18 protein-coding genes are annotated in these 18,667 nt (G+C 72.5%); 8 read left to right on the forward strand and 10 right to left on the reverse strand.

Annotation, left to right across the window (positions count from 1 at the left end):
• Positions 1-141 precede the first annotated feature (141 nt).
• Positions 142-1,188 (reverse strand): threonine aldolase family protein, encoded by a 1,047-nt coding sequence (locus tag EXE48_RS15400; RefSeq protein WP_137711983.1) that lies wholly within the window; start codon positions 1,186-1,188, stop codon positions 142-144.
• A 146-nt stretch (positions 1,189-1,334) separates the two neighbouring features.
• Here EXE48_RS15400 and EXE48_RS15405 point away from each other — a divergent pair, with 146 nt between their 5' ends.
• Positions 1,335-2,861: a carboxypeptidase M32 gene (locus tag EXE48_RS15405; protein ID WP_137711984.1), complete on the forward strand. Its 1,527-nt coding sequence runs from the start codon at positions 1,335-1,337 to the stop codon at positions 2,859-2,861.
• Positions 2,862-2,890: 29 nt separating this feature from the next.
• Here the strand turns inward: EXE48_RS15405 and EXE48_RS15410 are convergent, their stop codons facing one another.
• From EXE48_RS15410 to trpC, 7 genes are all read right to left on the reverse strand, one after another.
• Positions 2,891-3,694 carry a CPBP family intramembrane glutamic endopeptidase gene (locus tag EXE48_RS15410; protein ID WP_053771238.1) on the reverse strand — a complete coding sequence of 268 codons (804 nt, stop codon included), beginning with the start codon at positions 3,692-3,694 and terminating at the stop codon, positions 2,891-2,893.
• A gap of 88 nt (positions 3,695-3,782) precedes the next feature.
• Complete coding sequence (locus EXE48_RS15415; protein ID WP_053771239.1) at positions 3,783-4,397, reverse strand: hypothetical protein; 615 nt, start codon at positions 4,395-4,397, stop codon at positions 3,783-3,785.
• Positions 4,398-4,465: 68 nt separating this feature from the next.
• The gene (locus EXE48_RS15420; RefSeq protein ID WP_053771240.1) at positions 4,466-5,638 is read right to left on the reverse strand and encodes a 3-dehydroquinate synthase II; all 1,173 of its coding nucleotides are present in this window, start codon (positions 5,636-5,638) and stop codon (positions 4,466-4,468) included.
• 90 nt (positions 5,639-5,728) lie between these two features.
• Complete coding sequence (locus tag EXE48_RS15425) at positions 5,729-6,520, reverse strand: 2-amino-3,7-dideoxy-D-threo-hept-6-ulosonate synthase (RefSeq protein ID WP_053771241.1); 792 nt, start codon at positions 6,518-6,520, stop codon at positions 5,729-5,731.
• A gap of 79 nt (positions 6,521-6,599) precedes the next feature.
• Positions 6,600-7,454 carry a tryptophan synthase subunit alpha gene (gene trpA / locus EXE48_RS15430; protein ID WP_053771242.1) on the reverse strand — a complete coding sequence of 285 codons (855 nt, stop codon included), beginning with the start codon at positions 7,452-7,454 and terminating at the stop codon, positions 6,600-6,602.
• Positions 7,455-8,759 (reverse strand): tryptophan synthase subunit beta, encoded by a 1,305-nt coding sequence (gene trpB / locus EXE48_RS15435; protein WP_137711985.1) that lies wholly within the window; start codon positions 8,757-8,759, stop codon positions 7,455-7,457.
• Complete coding sequence (gene trpC / locus EXE48_RS15440; RefSeq protein ID WP_137711986.1) at positions 8,756-9,586, reverse strand: indole-3-glycerol phosphate synthase; 831 nt, start codon at positions 9,584-9,586, stop codon at positions 8,756-8,758. The genes trpB and trpC overlap by 4 nt, the downstream gene beginning before the upstream one ends.
• 132 nt (positions 9,587-9,718) lie before the next feature.
• Here trpC and EXE48_RS15445 point away from each other — a divergent pair, with 132 nt between their 5' ends.
• A complete protein-coding gene (locus tag EXE48_RS15445; protein ID WP_053771245.1) occupies positions 9,719-10,183 on the forward strand; it encodes an MGMT family protein in 465 nt (154 codons plus the stop codon).
• A gap of 28 nt (positions 10,184-10,211) precedes the next feature.
• On the opposite strand, the gene cmk is transcribed toward EXE48_RS15445, so the two are convergent.
• The gene (cmk, locus tag EXE48_RS15450; protein ID WP_053771246.1) at positions 10,212-10,826 is read right to left on the reverse strand and encodes a (d)CMP kinase; all 615 of its coding nucleotides are present in this window, start codon (positions 10,824-10,826) and stop codon (positions 10,212-10,214) included.
• A gap of 131 nt (positions 10,827-10,957) precedes the next feature.
• Here cmk and EXE48_RS15455 point away from each other — a divergent pair, with 131 nt between their 5' ends.
• Positions 10,958-13,891, forward strand: coding sequence for an ATP-dependent helicase (locus tag EXE48_RS15455; RefSeq protein ID WP_137704337.1), 2,934 nt, complete (start codon positions 10,958-10,960; stop codon positions 13,889-13,891).
• A 1-nt stretch (position 13,892) separates the two neighbouring features.
• Positions 13,893-14,681, forward strand: a complete 789-nt coding sequence (locus EXE48_RS15460; RefSeq protein WP_053771248.1) for a CDP-alcohol phosphatidyltransferase family protein — start codon at positions 13,893-13,895, stop codon at positions 14,679-14,681.
• 83 nt (positions 14,682-14,764) lie between these two features.
• Here the strand turns inward: EXE48_RS15460 and EXE48_RS15465 are convergent, their stop codons facing one another.
• The gene (locus tag EXE48_RS15465; RefSeq protein WP_053771249.1) at positions 14,765-15,145 is read right to left on the reverse strand and encodes a hypothetical protein; all 381 of its coding nucleotides are present in this window, start codon (positions 15,143-15,145) and stop codon (positions 14,765-14,767) included.
• 175 nt (positions 15,146-15,320) lie between these two features.
• Between EXE48_RS15465 and EXE48_RS15470 the strand changes: the two genes are divergently transcribed.
• The 4 genes from EXE48_RS15470 to EXE48_RS15485 are packed head-to-tail and all read left to right on the forward strand — an operon-like array spanning position 15,321 to position 18,664.
• On the forward strand, positions 15,321-16,379 hold the full coding sequence (locus tag EXE48_RS15470; protein ID WP_137711987.1) for a zinc-dependent alcohol dehydrogenase: 1,059 nt from the start codon (positions 15,321-15,323) through the stop codon (positions 16,377-16,379).
• Positions 16,367-16,738 carry a 6-pyruvoyl trahydropterin synthase family protein gene (locus EXE48_RS15475; RefSeq protein WP_137711988.1) on the forward strand — a complete coding sequence of 124 codons (372 nt, stop codon included), beginning with the start codon at positions 16,367-16,369 and terminating at the stop codon, positions 16,736-16,738. The genes EXE48_RS15470 and EXE48_RS15475 overlap by 13 nt, the downstream gene beginning before the upstream one ends.
• Positions 16,739-16,745: 7 nt before the next feature.
• Complete coding sequence (locus EXE48_RS15480; RefSeq protein ID WP_137711989.1) at positions 16,746-17,894, forward strand: glycosyltransferase family 4 protein; 1,149 nt, start codon at positions 16,746-16,748, stop codon at positions 17,892-17,894.
• Positions 17,891-18,664 carry a class I SAM-dependent methyltransferase gene (locus EXE48_RS15485; protein ID WP_137707705.1) on the forward strand — a complete coding sequence of 258 codons (774 nt, stop codon included), beginning with the start codon at positions 17,891-17,893 and terminating at the stop codon, positions 18,662-18,664. The genes EXE48_RS15480 and EXE48_RS15485 overlap by 4 nt, the downstream gene beginning before the upstream one ends.
• Positions 18,665-18,667: the final 3 nt, after the last annotated feature.

Here is an 18,667-nt window from a genome sequence, read left to right on the forward strand (position 1 = left end):
TCCACCACGGTTCGACCGGCTCGGGTTCGCGGGGCGGCTGCTCGTGCGTCCATGGTCCGCCGTAGGTCGCCCGCCGAATTGAACGTTTCCGTGCGGGCTCCGAACGGGCCGTCCACCCGCGTCGGCGGAGCCGGCGGCCCGTTACGCCCGTAGCTCGTCGACGACGGCCGCGATCCGGTCGATCGCTTCGTCCACGTCCGCCTCGTCGACGTCGAGGTGCGTGGTGAACCGCGTCGCGTAGTCGTCGAACTCGACGCAGCCGACGCCGGCCTCCTTACAGGCCGCGTAGAGCGACTCGGCCGGGATCCCGGGCGCCTCCGTGTTCGCGACGACGATGTTGGTGTCGGGCGCGGGCGCGTCGACGCCGTCGAGCGCGTCCAGCCCGGCCGCGAGCCGCTCCGCGTTGGCGTGGTCCTCGGCGAGGCGGTCGACGTTCTCCAGCGCGCGGAGCGCGGGCGCGGCGATCATGCCCGCCTGGCGCATCCCGCCGCCGAACAGCTTGCGGACGCGGCGGGCGTCCTCGACGAACGCCTCGTCGCCGGCGAGGATCGATCCGACCGGCGCGCCGAGCCCCTTCGAGAGGCAGAAGGTGACGCTGTCGACGGGGGCGACGACCTCGCTCGCGTCGACGCCGAGCGCGACCGCGGCGTTGAACACGCGCGCGCCGTCGAGGTGGACCGGCACGTCGGCCTCGCGGGCGACCTCGGCCGCGTCGGCGATCCGCTCGACCGGGACGGCGACCCCGCCGCGGTAGTTGTGGGTGTTCTCTAAGGAGAGCAGCCCCGTTCCGGGGCGGTGGAGGTCCTCGTCGACGAGCCCCTCGCGGACCGCGTCCGGGGTCGGAACGCAGCGCTCGCCGGCGTCGATCGTCCGCGTCTGGACGCCCGAGAGCTTGGCGGCGCCGGCCAGCTCCCAGCGGTAGATGTGCGACTCGCGCTCCAGGAGGAGCTCCTGGCCCGGCTCCGTGTGCGCGTGGACCGCGATCTGGTTCGCCATCGTCCCGGAAGGGACGTACAGCGCCGCCTCCGTGCCGACCGCCTCTGCCGCGCGCCGTTCGAGCTCGTTGACCGTCGGGTCGTCGCGGTACACGTCGTCGCCGACCTCGGCGGTCGCGGCCGCCTCGCGCATCTCTTCCGAGGGCGCCGTGACGGTGTCGGACCGCAGGTCGATGAAGTCGTCGTCGGACATCCGTTACCCGCCCTACCGCGGCGGCGGGCATATATCCCGCGCTCGGCGACCCGCCGCGGCGACGAGTGAATTCCCGCGGCTCCGCGCGGCGAGCGAGGGGTTCCGAGTTCGGTCCCTTCTTAACGTGCGCGCCCGATCCGTGACGCATGGCAACGGAAGCCGCACCAGACGACGCAGCGAACGCACCGGACGCCTACGACGCCCTCCTCGACCGCGTCGAGCGGTGGAACGCGGTCGGCAGCGCCTCCGGCGTCCTCGGCTGGGACCAGCAGGTGATGATGCCCGAGGGCGGCACGCCAGCGCGCTCGAAGCAGCTCTCGGCGCTCTCCTCCGTCCACCACGACATGGTCACCGACGACGAGACGGGCGAGCTGCTCGACGAGCTCAACGACGCCGACCTCACCGACGAGCAGGCGGCGGTCGTCCGCGAGGTCCGCCGCGAGTACGAGCGCGCCGACGCCGTCCCGGTCGAACTGGTCGAGGAGATATCCGAGACCGGCTCCGAGGCGCTCCAAGCCTGGGAGGAGGCGAAGGCCGAGGACGACTTCGAGACGTTCGCGCCGTACCTGGAGAAGCACGTCGAGCTGAAACGCGAGTACGCCGAGCACATCGACCCCGACCGCGACCCCTACGAGGTCCTCTTCGAGGAGTTCGAGCCGTGCCTCTCGATGGAGCGCGCGGAGTCGATCCTCACGGAGCTCCGCGAGGCGCTCGTCCCGATGATCGAGGACATCCGCGCGTCCGACGTGGAGCTCGCGGTCGACACCTTCGAGGGGACCTTCTCGGAGGACGAGCAGGAGGCGCTCTCCCGCGACGCGCTCGAACTCGTCGGCTACGACTTCGACCGCGGCCGCCTCGACGTCTCCTCGCACCCGTTCACCGCCGGCAATCAGTTCGACTGCCGCGTGACGACCCGGTTCGACGAGGAGGACCCGCTCGGCGCGGTCGGCTCGACCATCCACGAGTTCGGCCACGCGCAGTACAACCTCGGACTCCCCCAGGAGCACTTCGGCACGCCGCTTGGCGAGTCGCGCGACCTCTCGGTCCACGAGTCGCAGTCGCGCCTCTGGGAGAACCACGTCGGGCGCAGCGAGGCGTTCTGGCAGGAGTTCCTCCCCGTCTTCCAGGAGCACTTCCCGCAGACCGAGGAGGCCAGCGTTCGGGACGCGTACGAGGCGTTCAACCAGGTGTACGAGGACAACCTCATCCGCGTCGAGGCCGACGAGCTCACCTACCACCTCCACATCGTGATCCGGTTCGAGATCGAGCGCGACCTGATCCGCGGCGACCTCGACGTCGAGGACGTGCCCGAGGTCTGGAACGACAAGTACGAGGAGTACCTCGGCATCCGCCCCGACACCGACAGCGAGGGCTGCCTCCAAGACATCCACTGGAGCCACGGCAACTTCGGCTACTTCCCCACCTACTCGCTCGGATCCGTGATGGCCGCCCAGCTGTTCGAGGCCGCCGAGGCGGACATCGACGACCTCGACGCCAAGATCGCCGACGGCGAGTTCGGCGACCTCCACGACTGGCTCGGCGAGAACGTCCACCGACACGGCTCTCGCTACGAGACGAACGAGCTCGTGAAGCGCGCGACCGGCGAGGACTTCTCGGCGGACGCCTTCCTCGACTACGTCGACGAGAAGTACGGCGAGCTGTACGGGATCTGAACCGGAAGACAGGTCGTCCGTCCCCGTTTTTACGAGAGCACCTGGACCAGCGACAGCGCCGCGAGCGGCACGTGGAACGCCGCGTGCGCGACCATCGCCGCCTCGAGGCTGCGCCGCCAGTAGAGCCACCCGAACGCGACCCCGGCGACCGCGTTCAACAAGACTGTCCGCGCGATCAGCGCCGGCGTCAGCCCCACCGCCTGCGCCAGCGCCGGGAGGTGGCCGACGCCGAACAGCACCGCCGAGACCCCGATCGCGGCCCACGCGACCCCCGGTCCGGGCGCGTCGCCGTGGCGGCCGGCGAGGACCCAGCCGCCGAGCGCGAGCGCGGACATGAGCCCGAACCGGAGCAGCAGCTCCTCCGTGACCCCGCCGTAGAGGAACCGGACCGGCGCGTACGCGAGCACGTTGACGACCGTCGGCCGCCCCGCGCCGATCGCCGACCCCGGCAGGTCGCGCGCGACGAGCGGCGCCAGCGCGACGTCGAGCGCGATCACGACCAGGCTCCCGGCGACGCCGACCGCGGCGGCGAGTCCGGCCTCGCCGCGGACCCGTCCGAGCGCCTCGGCGTCGCCGCCCGCGCGGTCGAGGAGGTGCGAGCGCAGGCGGGCCCGCGGGGCCGCGTAGGCACCGACCAGACACGCGACGACGAGCAGCAGGAGCGGGTTGACTCCGGTGAGGACGGCGAGGAGCGGGCGGGACAGCCCCGGCGGGACGGCGGCCGGCGGGGTCGTGCGGTAGACGTACCACACGAGCGCGGCGACGCCGGGGAGGCCGGCCAGGAGCGCGACGCCGAACCGAGCGCGGAGGGACGAACTGGGTGTCGAGGCCATGCTCGGAGCGACGCCTCACGACGAGATAACGGTTCGGCAGCGTCTCAGCGCGCCCGACTGCGGGCGCGTCTGCCGCGCGACGCTCCCGCTATCCGAGTCGGAAGCCGGTCATCAGGACGATCAGCGCGAGCATCATCGCGCCCTCGAACAGCCCGACGACGAGGTTCTTCTTCTCGATCGATTCCAGTCGGTCGGCGTCCGGGTCGGGCGAGACCGTCTCGTAGTACGCGCTGAGGTGGAGCCGGTGGGGGACCGCCAGCCCGAACGCGAACAGCCCCCAGCCCAGGCCGAGCGCGAGCCCCGACCACGTCCCGCCGAAGCCGTACCCGAGCCCGATGTCGGGCGTCAACAGGACCGTCCCCGACAGCACCGTCGTCAGCGAGAAGCCGACGAGGAAGAACACCGCCTTCGGGATCAGCGTCCTGTTCACCGCGGCCGCGGCCGCCTCGTCGAGGCCGCCGAGCGTCGGGCCGATGACCGCGGGGAAGATCAGCGCGAACCCGAACCACACCGCGCCGGCCGCGACGTGCGTGTAGAAGAGTAGTTCGGTGCTTCCCAGCGCGAGGCTCGCGGCGAAGAAGGCCAGCGGCACGAGGAGGCTCCCGGCCGCGAACGCCGGGTTCGCGGCGTCCGCGAGGTGTTGAACCCGATCGATGCACCCCTGTTCGGCGACGCGACGGTTCCCCTCGTTAGCAACTGCCATGAGGTAAGATCACATGCCGACGGAAAATGATTTGTGGTCGATGCGATTCCGGCCCCGGGACTCGACGGCTACTTCTCGATGATGCTCTCCTCGACGGCCTCGCCGAAGTGGCGCGCCACGTCCTCGTAGAAGACGAGCGCCTCGTCGCCGGGCTCGACCTCGGTGACCGCCTTCCGGCCCTCGCTCGTGGCTATCTTCACGGTCTCGGCGTTCTGGATGAGCGTCTCGATACGATCGGTACCGTCGTCGGTCTCGATCTCCGCCTGGATCCGGAACATCGGGCGCTTCTCGATCTTCACCCGACCGACCACCGCCTCGCGGGTGTGCCCGTCGGTGTCGACAACCTGGACCTCGTCGCCGCTCGACAGTTCCGCGAGGTAGTTGGTGCCGCCCTCGGGGTCGCGGACGTACGCGTGGACCGCGCCCGCGTTCACGCGGAACGGGCGCGACTCGACGTACGGCGACTCCGCGGTCTCCGCGTGGACGAAGAACAGCCCCCGCGACATCGAGCCGACCAACATCCCCTCGCTGTCGTCCATCAGCGACCCGGTGTCGATACAGACGCGGTCCGCCATCCCGGTCTGTTCGATCTCTGTCACCTCGGCGTGTCGGAGGTCGAGCGTCTCGCGGTCGGCCGCGTCGCGGGCCTCGACCGCGCCGCGGATCTCGTCGGGGGAGTCGGAATCGAGGAGGACGCCGTCGGCGCCGATCTCCAGGGTCTCGAAGGCGGTCCGGGCCTCCGCGGCGGTCGTCGCGCCCGCGACGAGGTGGGTCTCCTCGCCGACGCGGGCGATGAGGTTCTCCAAGGGGATGATCGACCAGTCCTCGCCGACGACCACGGTGTAGTCGGCGTCGTCGGCCGCGGCCTCGGCGAACGCCTCGTACTCCGTGCCGAGGACGCGGACGTACGCCCCCTGCGCGCGATCGTCGCGGCGGCGCAGCGTGGTCAGGTCGGCCGACCCGGAGAGGTCGTCGGGCATGTCGATCGTCCCGTCGCCCTCGCCGCCCTTCCCGACGAAGTACGCGTCCGCTTCCGCGTCGCTCTCGGCGTCGTCGATCACGTCGGCGTCCGACCGGAACGCCGCGACGTTCACGTCGCCCAGCTCCCGGACGCGCCCGACGTCGCCCTCGTCGACGAGGACCCAGTCCGCCCCGGCCTCGATGGCGGCCGTGACCCGTCGCTTGCGCGCCTCCCAGTCGCCGACCGCGCCGTCGGCTTTGACCCAGACCGTGCGTGTCATTACCGACACCTCACGGCGCGCCGGCTTGAAAACTGCGAAATGAGCAGTCGCGTGCGCCCGTCCGCGGCCCCGCGACCGCGGGGGCGGACCTCAGGCCTCGACGAACCCGCCCGCCCGCAGCGCCTCCTCGACGCCCGCGTCGTCGTGGACCACCGCGGAGACCGCGCGGGCGATCCCCTCGGGGTCGTCGTGCTGGAATATCGACCGCCCCATCGAGACGCCCGCCGCCTCGCCGTCCATCGCGCCGCGGACCATCTCGACGGTCTCGCGGTCGGTCCCCTTCGAGCCGCCGGCGATGACCACCGGGAGGCGGGTCGACTCCGTGACGCGCTCGAAGGAGTCGCCGTCGCCGGAGTAGCCGGTCTTCACCACGTCGGCGCCCAGTTCCTCGGCGAGCCGGACGGCGTGGCCGAGCGCCTCCGGATCGCTCTCGTCGACGCCGGGACCGCGCGCGTACGCCATCGCGAGGACGGGGAGCCCGAGCCGCTCGGCGTCGGCGGTCAGCTCCGCGAGCTCCTCGATCTGGTCCGGCTCGTGGTCGGAGCCGACGTTGATGTGAAAAGAGACGGCGTCGGCGCCCGCGCGGACCGCGTCCTCCGCGGTGCCGGTGACGCGCTTGTCGCTCTCGTCCGGCCCGATCGTCGTCGACCCGTTGAGGTGGACGATGTAGCCGGCGTCGTTCTTGTTTTCGTGGACGCGGGGCGCGATGCCCCGCTGCGTGAGGACGGCGTCCGCGCCGCCGCTCGTGACGCCGTCGATCGTCGACTCGATGTCGACGAGCCCCTGGACGGCGCCCATCGTGATCCCGTGGTCCATCGGGACGATGAGGTATCGGTCGTTCGTGGAGATGCGGTCGAGTCGTGCCGAGAGTCCTGCTGTCATTGTGAGGCGAATGTTGTGTGAGAGTGTGGCAATCGGAGGTAAGTCGGTTTCGTTCGGGGAGGTATTGGTCCGGTTCTGGTCAGGCGGACTCGGCCGCCGTCGTCCGCGAGCGGTACCCGCGCTCGGCGCCCTCGGTCAGCTCGCGGGAGAGCGCCTCCAGCCGGTCGGCGACCTCGTCGGTCGACAGGTCCTCGGCGACGCCCTCGGCGACCACGTCGACGAGCGCCGAGCCGACGATGATCCCGTCGGCGCCGCCCGCGACGATGCGCTCCGCGTGCTCGCCCGTCGAGATGCCGAACCCGACCGCCTTCGGCACGTCGTACTCGCGGAGCCGGTCGAGGCTCTCGGTCGTCTGGTCGGAGACGTCGTCGCGGGCGCCGGTCGTCCCCAGCCGCGCCTGGACGTAGACGTAGCCGGAGACGTTCTCCATCATGCGGTCCAGCCGGTCGCCGCGCGTCGTCGGCGCGACGATGAAGACGAGGTCGAGCCCGAACTCGTCGCACGCCTCGCGCAGCGGGTCCGCCTCCTCGGCCGGGAGGTCCGGGACGACGAGCCCCTCGATCCCCGCGGCCGCCGCCCGCTCGACGAACGGCCGGGGGCCGGTCTCGTCGCCGTACTGGTAGATGAGGTTGTAGTACGTCATACACACCGGGGCGGCGTCGACGTCGAGATCCTCCGCGAACGCGAAGAAGCGCTCGGGCGTCATCCCCGCGTCGAGCGCGCGGACGAGCGCCTCCTGGATCGTCGACCCCTCGGCGATCGGCTCGGAGAAGGGGAGGCCGAGCTCGATCACGTCGGCGCCGCCCCGGTCGAGCGCCTCGACGTACGCCTTCGACGACTCGTAGTCGGGGTCGCCGACGACGAGGTACGGGACGTAGGCGGGACCGTCCGCGAACGCCGCGGCGATCTCGTCGGAGTTGCCCGTCTCCGCCATTCAGATTCCCCCCGTGAACATCGACATGTCCGGCGCGTTGGGCACGTCGCGCTGGTCGGTCTCCTCGATGGCGGCGTCGAGGTCCTTGTCGCCGCGGCCGGAGACGTTGACGACGACGCGCTCGCCCAGTTCCTCGTGGTGCTCCTCCAAGTAGCCGAACGCGTGGGCGGTCTCTAACGCGGGAATGATCCCCTCCGTGTTCGAGAGCCGGTGGAACCCCTCCAAGGCGGCGTCGTCGTCGACGGCGACCGGGTCGACGCGGCCCTGGTCGACGAGGTACGCGAGCTCCGGCCCGACGCCGGCGTAGTCGAGCCCGGAGGAGACGGAGTGGCTCTCCATGATCTGCCCGTCGGAGTCCTGAAGCAGTTTCGTCCGCGCACCGTGGAGGACGCCCTCCTCGCCGGCGTACAGCGACGCGGAGTTGGGCGCGACGCCCGCCTCCTCGTCGACTTCGAGCGTGGAGCCGCCGGCCTCCACGGCGTGGAGCGCGACCGACTCGTCGTCGACGAAGTCGGCGAACGTCCCCATCGTGTTCGAGCCGCCGCCCGCGCAGGCGACCACGTTGGTGGGGAGCCCGCCGGTCTTCTCGATCGTCTGCCGGCGGGCCTCCTCGGAGATGACCGCTTGGAAGTCGCGGACCATCACCGGGAATGGATGCGGGCCGACGATGGAGCCGATCACGTAGTGGGTGTCCTCGACGGTCGCCGCCCAGTCGCGCATCGTCTCGGAGATGGCCTCCTTCAGCGTGCCGCGCCCGGTGGTGACGGGCTTGACCTCCGAGCCGTTGAGCTTCATCCGGAACACGTTGGGACGCTGGCGGTTGATGTCGCGCTCGCCCATGTAGATCGTACAGGGCATGTCGAGGTGCGCCGCCGCCATCGCGGTCGCGGTGCCGTGCTGGCCGGCGCCGGTCTCCGCGATGATGCGCTCTTTGCCCATGTACTTCGCGAGCAGCACCTGCCCGAGCGCGTTGTTCAGCTTGTGGGCGCCGCCGTGGAGCAGGTCCTCGCGCTTGAGGTACACCTCGGTGTCGTAGCGCTCCGAGAGCCGGCCGGCCCGCTGGAGCGGGGTCGGGCGCCCGCCGAAGTCCGCGAGGCGCTCGCGGAACTCGTCCATGAACCCGTCCTCGTTGTTCAGCACGTAGCGCTCGTAGGCGTCGGCCAGTTCCTCTATCGCCGGCATCAACGCCTCCGGGACGTACTGACCGCCGTAGCGGCCGAACTTCCCGTCGTCGCGGCCGCGCTCGCGGCCGGGGCGTCGCGAAAGCTCTCCAACCTCGCTCGTCGATGATTCGGTTTCGCTCATGTGGGTGTCTCCGTGGTGTCGGTCGCGTCGCGGGGTGTCGGGTCCGCGTCCTCGTCCGCCTCCGCCCGCGTCAGTTCGCGCGTGTTCGCTTCCACGTCGCCGTCCATGATCGCGCTGCCGACGAGCAGGGCGTCGGCGCCCGCCGCCCGCATCCGGCGCGCGTCGGTCGGGCCCTCGATCCCGCTCTCGGCGATCAGCGTCACCTCGTCCGGGACGTGGGGCGCCACGGACTCGAAGGTTCCGAGGTCGACGACCAGCTCGGCGAGGTCGCGGTTGTTCACGCCGACCGTCGTCGCGCCCGCGTCGAGCGCGCGCTCCAGCTCGTCGCGGTCGTGGACCTCGACGAGCACCTGGAAGCCGCGGTCGCGGGCGGCGGCGAGCAGGTCGGGGAGGTCGTCGCCGACGAACCGGGCGATCAGGAGGACCACGTCGCTCTCGACGGCGTCAAGCTGCGCCTCCTCGACGACGAAGTCCTTGCGCAGCACCGGCACGTCGACGGCCTCGCGGACCCGCCGGAGCGTGTCGACGCTCCCGCCGAAGTGCTCCGGCTCGGTGAGCACGCTCAGCGCGGCCGCCCCGCCGGCGACCATCCCCTCGGCGAGCGCGACGGGGTCGTCCTCGCGGCTGCCCTCGATCGTCGGGCTCGTCGGCTTCACCTCGGCGATCACCGGGACGCGCCCGTCGGCCTCGGCCCGCTCGAACGCGGCCGCGAGGTCGCGGGGCGAGACCGAGGCGGTGTCGCCCGCCCTCGCCGCCGCGTCCGCGCGCTCCCGTGCGGCGGACAGGATCGACCTGACCGCCGGCGCCAGCTCGTCTGGATCGTCCATTACTATACACTAATGTACGTATCTGTTCATAAGGCTTGCGGGGGCCCGGCCGACCCGATTAGCCTCCGGGCGAGGGGACGACTCGGTCAGACGGGGGGATGTTTTAAGTAATCGACCCGACCAGTGAAGAGTATGAGCATGGCGGGCACCTCGGGCGTCTTCGCCCGGGAGTTCGACCAGATCGGCCGGACCGTTCAGGTCGGGTTCGCCGGCGGTCGCGTCATCTCGGTGTCGTTCCCCGCCGAACCGCCGGGAGACGCCGACGGCGACCACGACCTCCTCGACCGGATCGGCGCGTACCTCGGCGGCGAGCGCGACGAGTTCACCGAGGTGGCGCTCGGTCTCACGGTCCCGACCGACCAGCGCGAGGCGCTGGAGGCGCTCCGCAACGTCCCGTACGGTGAGGAGGTTTCGGTGAGCCGCCTCGCCCGGCTCGCCGGGTTCGACCCCGACGACGCCGACGACGTGGCGACCGTGAGGGGCGCGCTGAACGACAACCCCGTCCCCGTGTTCCTCCCGGACCACCGGGTGAGCGGCGGGCCGTACGCGACGCCCGGCGAGATCCGGCGCGCGCTCCGCCGCGTCGAAGGCCTGTAGGCGGGACGACGCCGCCGCGGACGGCCGATCAGATCTCGAAGTCGGGCGTGTCGAACGCGCCCTCGTCGGCGTCGACGTCGTAGCGTTCGATCCCGGTGAGCGCCAGGTCTAGCGTGGCCTCGGCGTCCCATCGCCCCGTGTTGATGACCAGGTCGTAGATGGACCGGTCGTTCAGGTCGATGTCGTAGTAGGACTTGTAGCGCTGCTCCTCGATGACCTCGCGCACCTGCATCTCAGAGGTCATCTCCTCGCGGTCGGCCGTGCGGTCCGCGCGGACCTCGTCGGGCGCGTCGAGCCAGATCCGGATGTCGGCGCGGTTGCCGGCGATCCAGCCCGCGAGCCGCGACTCCAGCACGAACGCCTTGTTCGCGGTCCCCCACTTCTCGGCGATCCGGCGGAGCCGGCGGTCGAGCGCGCGGTCGATCTCCTCGGACTCGCCGGTCTCGGCGATGAGCTGGGAGAGGCTCATCTCCCGTTCGGCGGCGACCTCGCGGAACAGTTCGCCCCCGGAGACGTAGCCGCAGTCGAGCGACTCGGCGATGCCCTCGACGAGGGTCGTGGCCCCGCAGCCCGGCGGGCCGGAGACGGTGACGAACAGGTTCCGGTCGATCCGTCGGTCGGGCTCCGGCGAGGTGCCGCTCATGCGTGTGGCGCCACGGAAGGCGGTCGGATAAACGGGTCGGTTCCGCGAATTTCCGCGGGGCCGACGTATGTGGGGTCGGTTCCGCGAATTTCCGCGGCCCCGACGCAACCGATTTCCCTCCCCGAGCCCTCGTGATCGCCGTGAGCGAGACCACGGACCGCGGCGACGAGGCGGCCGCGCGCGCCCTCCTCCGCGACGCGGTCGAGCGCGGTGCGATCGCGGACCCCGACTTCGACCCGGACGCGGTCCCGATCGCCGACGCCGACGTGCTCGCGCGGCTCTCGCCGCCGGTCCGGCGCTGGTGGGTCGAGCGGTTCGGCGCGTACGTCGGCGAGAACGGCGGGTTCTTCACGCCGCCGCAGCGCGAGGCGATCCCTCGCGTCGACGACGGGGAGAACTGCCTCGTCGCGGCGCCGACGGGCAGCGGGAAGACGCTGGCCTCGTTCCTCGCGGTGCTCGACGACCTCTTCGCGCGCGACCGCGCCGACGACCTCGACAACGCCGTCTACTGCCTGTACGTCTCGCCGCTGAAGTCGCTCGCGAACGACATCGAGCGCAACCTGGAGACTCCCTTGGAGGGGATCGGGGAGGCGGTCGCCGCGGCCGAGAGGGACGACGGGGCGGGGGACGCCGAGGCGTACGATCCGGGCGTCAGGCAGGCGATCCGCCACGGCGACACCTCGAAGGCGGACCGGCAGGCGATGCTCTCCGAGACGCCCCACGTCCTCAACACCACGCCGGAGACGCTGGCGATCCTGCTCAACTCGCCGAAGTTCAAGGAGAAGCTCCGCACCGTCGAGTACGTGATCGTCGACGAGATCCACTCGCTGGCCGCGAACAAGCGCGGCACGCACCTCGCGGTGTCGCTAGAGCGGCTGACCGAGTTGACGCGGAACGGAGACCGGGGAGGCGACGCCGGGATCGCGCGGATCGGCTGCTCGGCGACCGTCGAACCGCTCGACGGGATCGCCTCGTTCCTCGTCGGGCGCGAGCGCGTCGCCGGCGAGGTCGGCGACGCCGACGGGTTCGAGACGCGGCCCTGCGAGGTGGTCGACGCCCGGTTCGCCCGCGAGTTCGACCTCGAACTCCGGACGCCGGCCGCCGACCTGATCCACACGCCGCGGTCGGCGGTGACCGACCGCTTCTACGAGTCGCTTCACGACCTGATCGAGTCCCACGAGAACACGCTGGTGTTCACGAACTCCCGCTCGGGCGCAGAGCGCACCCTCCAGGAGCTCCGGGGGCGGTTCGACTACGACGAGTCGGACTCCGGCTGCCACCACGGGAGCCTCGGCGAGGCGCAGCGCACCCGCGTCGAGGAGGGGCTGAAGTCGGGCGAGCTGGACGTGGTCACGACCTCGACGAGCCTGGAGTTGGGAATCGACATGCCGCACCTCGATCTCGTCGTCCAGGTGGGCTCGCCGAAGTCCGTCGCCGCGCTGCTCCAGCGCGTCGGCCGCGCGGGCCACAGCCCGGGCGAGACCGTCGAGGGCCGGGTGTTCGCCCTGGACCGCGACGAGCTGATCGAGTGCGCCGCGCTGCTCGCGCGCGCCGAGGACGGGTTCGTCGACCGCGTGTTCCCGCCCGAGGGCGCGTACGACGTGGCGGCACAGCACGTCTACGGGATGGCCATAAACCGGATCCGCCCCGACCGCGAGGTCCGCGAGGTACTGCGCCGGGCGCACCCGTACCGCGGCTTCGACGACGCCGCGTACGAGCGGCTGTTCCGGTACCTCACGGGCGACTACGACGGACTGGAGGAGAAGAACGTCTACCCGAAGGTGTGGCGCGACGCCAACGACCCGCCCGACGGCGAGCACCACCACCCCGCGTACCCGGTCGGCGAGACGCTCGTCGGGAAGCGCGGGCGGCTCGCGCGGGTCATCTACATGACGAACGTGGGAACGATCCCCGACTCGTTCACCTGCGACGTGTTCACGCGCGACGACGAGTGGGTCGGCACCCTCGACGAGTCGTACCTCGACACGCTGGAGTCGGGCGACGTGTTCGCCTTGGGCGGCGAGCGGTTCGCGTTCCGCTACCGCCGCGGCTCGAAGGTGTACGTCGACCACACGAGCGAGCGCCCGACCGTGCCGTCGTGGTTCGCCGAGCGACTGCCCCTCTCGGCGGACCTCGCCCGCGAGGTCCTCGACTTCCAGGCCGAACTCCTCGACCGCCTGACGGGGGACGGCGCGAACGCCGGCCCGGCGGCGGTCCGGGCGTGGCTCCGACAGTTCCCCCTCGACGGGAACGCGGTCCGCGCGCTCGCCCGCATGTACGACGAGCAGGTACGGTACGCGGGCGCGGACTCTGTCTCGACGCCCGACCGCCTCGTCGTCGAGGAGGAGCTCGACCGGAGCGAGTACAAGCGGCGCTTCTACGTCCACTCGATCTACGGCCGCCGGTTCAACGACGGGCTCTCGCGGCTCGTCGCGGCCGCGGTCGCGAACCGCACCGACGCCAACGTCGCGGTGGCGGTCGCCGACCGCGGCTTCTCGCTCGCGCTCCCGCTGAACCGGAAGGTCGACGTGGCGGGGATACTGGCCGACCTCGACCCGGAGACGGTCCGCGAGGACCTGCGCGAGGCGGTTCAGGGGACGGACCTGCTCCAGCGCTACTTCCGGATCAACGCAGGGCGCGCGCTCCTGATCCTGAAGCGGTACAAGGGGTACGAGAAGTCGGCCGCGGAACAGCAGGTCTCCGCCGAGATGCTGCTGTCGTTCGCGGCCGACTTAGAGGAGTTCGCCGTCTTAGAGGAGACGTACCGGGAGCTGCTGGAGGACCGGCTCGACGTCGACGGCATCCGCGAGGCGGTCGACCGGATCGCCGCCGGCGACCTCGCGGTCGAACACCGCGTCGTCGACTCGCCCAGCCCGCTCGCGTTCGGGCTCGCGACGCTGGTCGACTCCGACACCGTCATCGCCGACGACGAGTCCGCGGTCCTCCGCGAGTTCCACGCCCGCGTGATGGAGGAGATCGGCGAGACCCCGCGGAGCGCCGCGGCCGAGGGAGAAGGCGGAGGCGACCCCGACGCCGGACCGCCCGCGGACGGGAAACCGGACTGAGATGACGGTCCCCGATCCCCCCGCCGTCCCGCCCGCCAGGCTCCGCCGACGGTTCGCCGGGGCCGTGGCGCTCGGCGCGCTCGGGCTGGCCGCGCTGTGGCGCCCGCTCGGCACGGCTTGGGTCCTCGCCGCGGTCGTTCCCGGCGCGTACCTCGCCGCGTACGCGCGCGGCAACCTCGCGGCGAACCGCACGCCCGACGGTGAGGCACCGGACCCGCGGCTCGGCCCGGCGAACGCGATCACGCTGTTCCGCGGCTGGCTCGCCGTCGTCCTCGCGGGCGCGGCGGTCGCGCCGGCGCCGAGTCCGTGGCTCCCCGCCGCCCTCTTCGTCGGCGCGGTGGGCCTCGACGCGGTCGACGGCGCTGTCGCCCGCCGCACCCGCGAGACGGCCCTCGGCGCGCGCCTCGACGGGGCCACCGACGCGTTGGCCGTGCTCGTCGGCGCCGCGGTCGCCGTCGCGCTCGGCGCGCTCCCCGCGTGGTACCTCCTCGCCGGCGGCGTCTGGTACGCCTACGCCGGGTCGCTGTGGCGGCGCCGGCGACGCGGGGCACCGGTGTACGAGCTGCCGCCCAGCCGGGTTCGGCCGTTCGTGGGCACCGCGCAGTTCGCCGTGGTCGCGCTCGCGCTCCTCCCGAACGTCGGCCGCGGGGGCGGGAGGGCCCTCCTGACCGCGTTCGCGGCGGTCGCGCTGGCGGCGCTCCTGGCGAGCTTCGCCAGAGACTGGGCGGCCGCGACGGGGCGACTCGGCCGCGACGACCCGCCGACCGCGGCCGGGCGAGGCGGCGAGTGAGGCGGTGAGCGAACGGTCCGAACCGGGCGGGGGCGGGACCGGTTCGCGGCGTCGAGGAGTGAACGGCGAGCCGCGGTCGCGCGCTACGACTCTCTTGAGAGCAGGACCGCCAGGACGGCGATCAACGCGACCTGCGCGACCTTGTCGACGGCGCCGTACACCCCGACGTCGGCCGGGAACGAGTACGTCCCGGTGACGAAGTTGATCACGTACCAGAGGACGATCTGACCGCCGGTGAACGGGATCCCGACGGCGTACATCAGCCGGCGCCGGTACCCGGCGACTATCGCCGCCACGCCCGCGCCGAAGCCGAGGGTCGCGACGAAAAAGGAGATCCCCAGCGCGCCCCCGACCAGAACCCCGAGGACGGCGTGGACGATCCCGGACACGGTCGCGGCGATGATCCCGACCCAGTGGAGCGTGGTCAGCGATTCGACGTCGGCGCCCGCGTCGGAGTGTGCCATGGATACGCCACGCACGGCCTCCGCCGGCTTATGTTTACTCCCCGGCGGGCGCGACCGCGACGGGCGACTCCGCTCGGTCGGGCGGTCGTCGCCGGCGGGGCTTTATATTTGATCGGCACATGCGATCGGTAATGTCGACTCCTCTCGGCCGTCGGCCGCGGACGGGTGAGTCCGCGTGAGCGACGGCGCCGTCCACCGCGCGGTGGAGTTCACCGCCCCCGAGCGCGTCGAGGTCGTCCCGGTCGACGACCCCGCCCCGGCCCCCGACGAGGTGGTCGTCTCCGCGTCCGTCTCGGCGGTGAGCGCGGGGTCCGAGCTGCTCGCGTACCGCGGGGATCTCGACCCCGAGACCGTCGCGGACGAGGAGCTCTCCTCGCTCGACGGCGACCTCTCGTACCCGCTCCGCTACGGCTACGCGGTCGTCGGGCGGGTGACCGCGGTCGGCGAGGCGGTCGACCCGTCGTGGCGCGACCGCACCGTCTTCGCGTTCAACCCCCACGAGAGCCGGTTCGCCGTCTCCCCGGACGCGCTCATCCCGGTCCCGGACGGGATCGACCCGGAGACCGCGACGCTGTTCGCGAACGCGGAGACGGCGGTGACGCTGACGCTCGACGCGGCCCCCCGGCTCGGCGAGCGCGTCGCGGTGTTCGGGCAGGGCGTCGTGGGGCTGCTCACGACCGCCCTCCTGGCACGGAGCGGCGCGGAGACCGTGGTCGCGGTCGAACCGAAGGACCGGCGGCGCGGGCTCGCGGCCGAGTTCGGCGCCGACGCCGTCGTCGACCCGACCCGATACGACGGGCGCGCCGGCGTCGTCGACGCCGTCCGCGACCGCACCGGGGGCGTCGACCTCGCGGTCGAGGTCTCGGGGCGGCCCGAGACGCTGGAGACGGCCGTCGAGACGACGCGGTTCGACGGCCGCGTCCTCGTGGGGTCGTGGTACGGCACCAAGCGCGCCGACCTCGGCTTCGGCGACCACTTCCACCGCGGGCGGGTCACCGTCCGGAGCAGCCAGGTCACGACCATCGCGCCGGAACTCCGGGGTCGTTGGGACCGGGAGCGCCGCCGCGAGACCGCCTGGCGCCAGCTCCGGCGACTTCACGGCGAGCTGGGCGTCACCGAACGGCTCGTCACGGACCGCGTCCCGGTCGACCGCGCGCCGAGCGCGTACCAGCGCCTCGCCGACGAGGGCGAAGCGACCCTCCAACTCCTCTTCACCTACCCATGTACGAACTGACCGTCTCCGAGACGTTCGTCGCACAGCACTACCTCACCGTCCCGAACCCGCCGGCCGGCGAGGCGGAGCTCCACTCGCACACCTTCACCGCGGAGGCGACGTTCCGCGGCCCGGAGCTCGGCGAGTACGGCTACCTGCTCGACATCGACCTCGCGCTCGACGCCCTGGCCGACGCGGCCGACCGCTACCGGGACGAGACGCTCAACGAGCACTTGGAGGGCAACCCCAGCGCCGAGCGGCTGGCCCGGGCGCTGTTCGACGCCCTCGCGACGGTGGACGCCCCGGCCGCGACCCGGCTGACCGTGACCGTCCGCGAGGACGACGCCGCGAGCGTCTCCTACGCCGGCGAACTGCGGTGACGCCCCGATGCGCGTCGCCCTCGTGCTGGCCGGCGACATCGAGTCCGAGTCCGGCGGCTTCTACTACGACCGGCGGCTCCGCGACCGGCTCCGCGGGCGCGGCCACGGCGTCGAGGTGGTCTCGCTGCCTCGGGGGTCCTACCGGGAACGCCTCGCGCCGAACCTCCGTGCGGGCCGGCTCGCAGACCGCCTCGCCGAGTTCGACGTGGTCGTCGAGGACGGGCTGGCGCACCCCTCCGTGCTGTGCGCCAACCGCCGGCTCGACGCGCCGACCGTCGCGCTCGTCCACATGATCGCGTGGCGTGCGCGGGCGGCGCAGGGGACGCCGGACGGCGGACGGGGGCCCCTCGACCGCGCGCGCTCGGCGCTCGGTCGCCGCGGAGTGGCGGCCGTCGAGCGCCGGTTCCTCCGCGGCGTCGACGCCGCGGTGTACAACGCCGAGACGACCCGTCGGAACGCGGCCGTGCTCGGCGGCCCGGCCAGGAGCGCGGTCGCCCCGCCGGCCGGCGACCGGTTCGAGCCCGTGACCTCCGCGTCCGAGATCCGCGAGCGCGCCCGGTCCGGTCCGCTGGAGGTGACCTTCCTCGGGAACGTCGTCCCGCGGAAGGGGCTCGAAGCGCTCGTCGACGGCCTCGCCAGGCTGGACGGTCGCGACGTGGACTGGCGGCTGACGGTCGTCGGGGACCGGACGGTCGCGCCGGACCACGCCGAGGCCGTCGCGGAGTCGGTCGCCGCGGCCGGGATCGGCGACCGCGTCGGCTTCGCCGGCCGCCTCGACGACGAGGCGGTCGCGGCGCGGCTCCGCGAGAGCCACGTCCTGGCGGTCCCGTCGCGGTACGAGCCGTTCGGCATGGTGTACCTGGAGGCGATGGGATTCGGCTGCGTGCCGCTGGCGACGACCGCGGGCGGCGCGAGCGAGTTCGTCCGGGACGGCGAGTCGGGCGTCCTCGTGCCCCCCGGCGACCCGCGCGCCGTGGCCGCGGCCCTCCGCGACCTCGACGACCGCGACCGGCTGGCGGCCATGGGGACCGCCGCCCGCCGCGACTACGAGGCGCGGCCGGGGTGGCCGGAGACGCTCGACCGCGTCGTCGACTTCCTGGAGGCCGAGGCCGGACGGCGGACGGGGGGCCCGGATCGGGGAGGTGACGCGGCGTGACCGACCACGCGACGTACCTCGACGCGAAGCGCGCCCTCGACGACCGCTCGCTGAACCGGACGGTCCTCGACCGCTTCGCCGCCGAGCTCCCGCCCGAGCCCGAGGTGCTCGAAGTCGGCGCGGGCACGGCGACGATGGTCGAGCGCCTCGTCGACTGGGGCGTGATCGACGCCGGCCGGTGGGTCGCGGTCGACGCCCGCGAGGACGCCCTGTCGGCGGGCGAAGCGCGGATCGGCGGCGCGGTCGGCGACGTCGCCGTCGAGTTCCGCGTCGCGGACGCCTTCGACGTCGCGAGCGAGGCGGCGGCCGCCGGCGAGCGGTTCGACGCGGTCGTCGGCTGCGCGTTCTTCGACGTGGTCGACGCCGCCCCCGCGGTCGACGCCCTCGCCGAGGTCGCCCCCGTCGCGTACGCGCCGATCACCTACGACGGCGAGACGCGGTTCGCGCCCCCGGACCCGGACGACGAGGCCGTCCTCGACCGCTATCACCGCCACATGCGGGAGTTCCGCCCCGGCGGCCCCGACGGGGCGGCGGCGCTGGCCCAGCAGGCGACCGCGATCGCCGAGGGGCCCTCCCCGTGGGAGATCGAACCCCCCTACGAGTCGGGCGAGCGGACCGTACTCGCGCACCTGCTCGACACGGTGGAGGCGGCCGTCGGCGAGACCGGCTACGACGCGAGCGACTGGGCGGCCAGACGCCGCCGGGCGCTCGACGACGAGCGCCTGCGCTACGAGGCCGCGAACCGCGACCTGCTGGTGCGGTTGGAGTGAGCG

Source organism: Halorubrum sp. ASP1 (assembly GCF_005435135.1).
GTDB lineage: Archaea > Halobacteriota > Halobacteria > Halobacteriales > Haloferacaceae > Halorubrum > Halorubrum tropicale.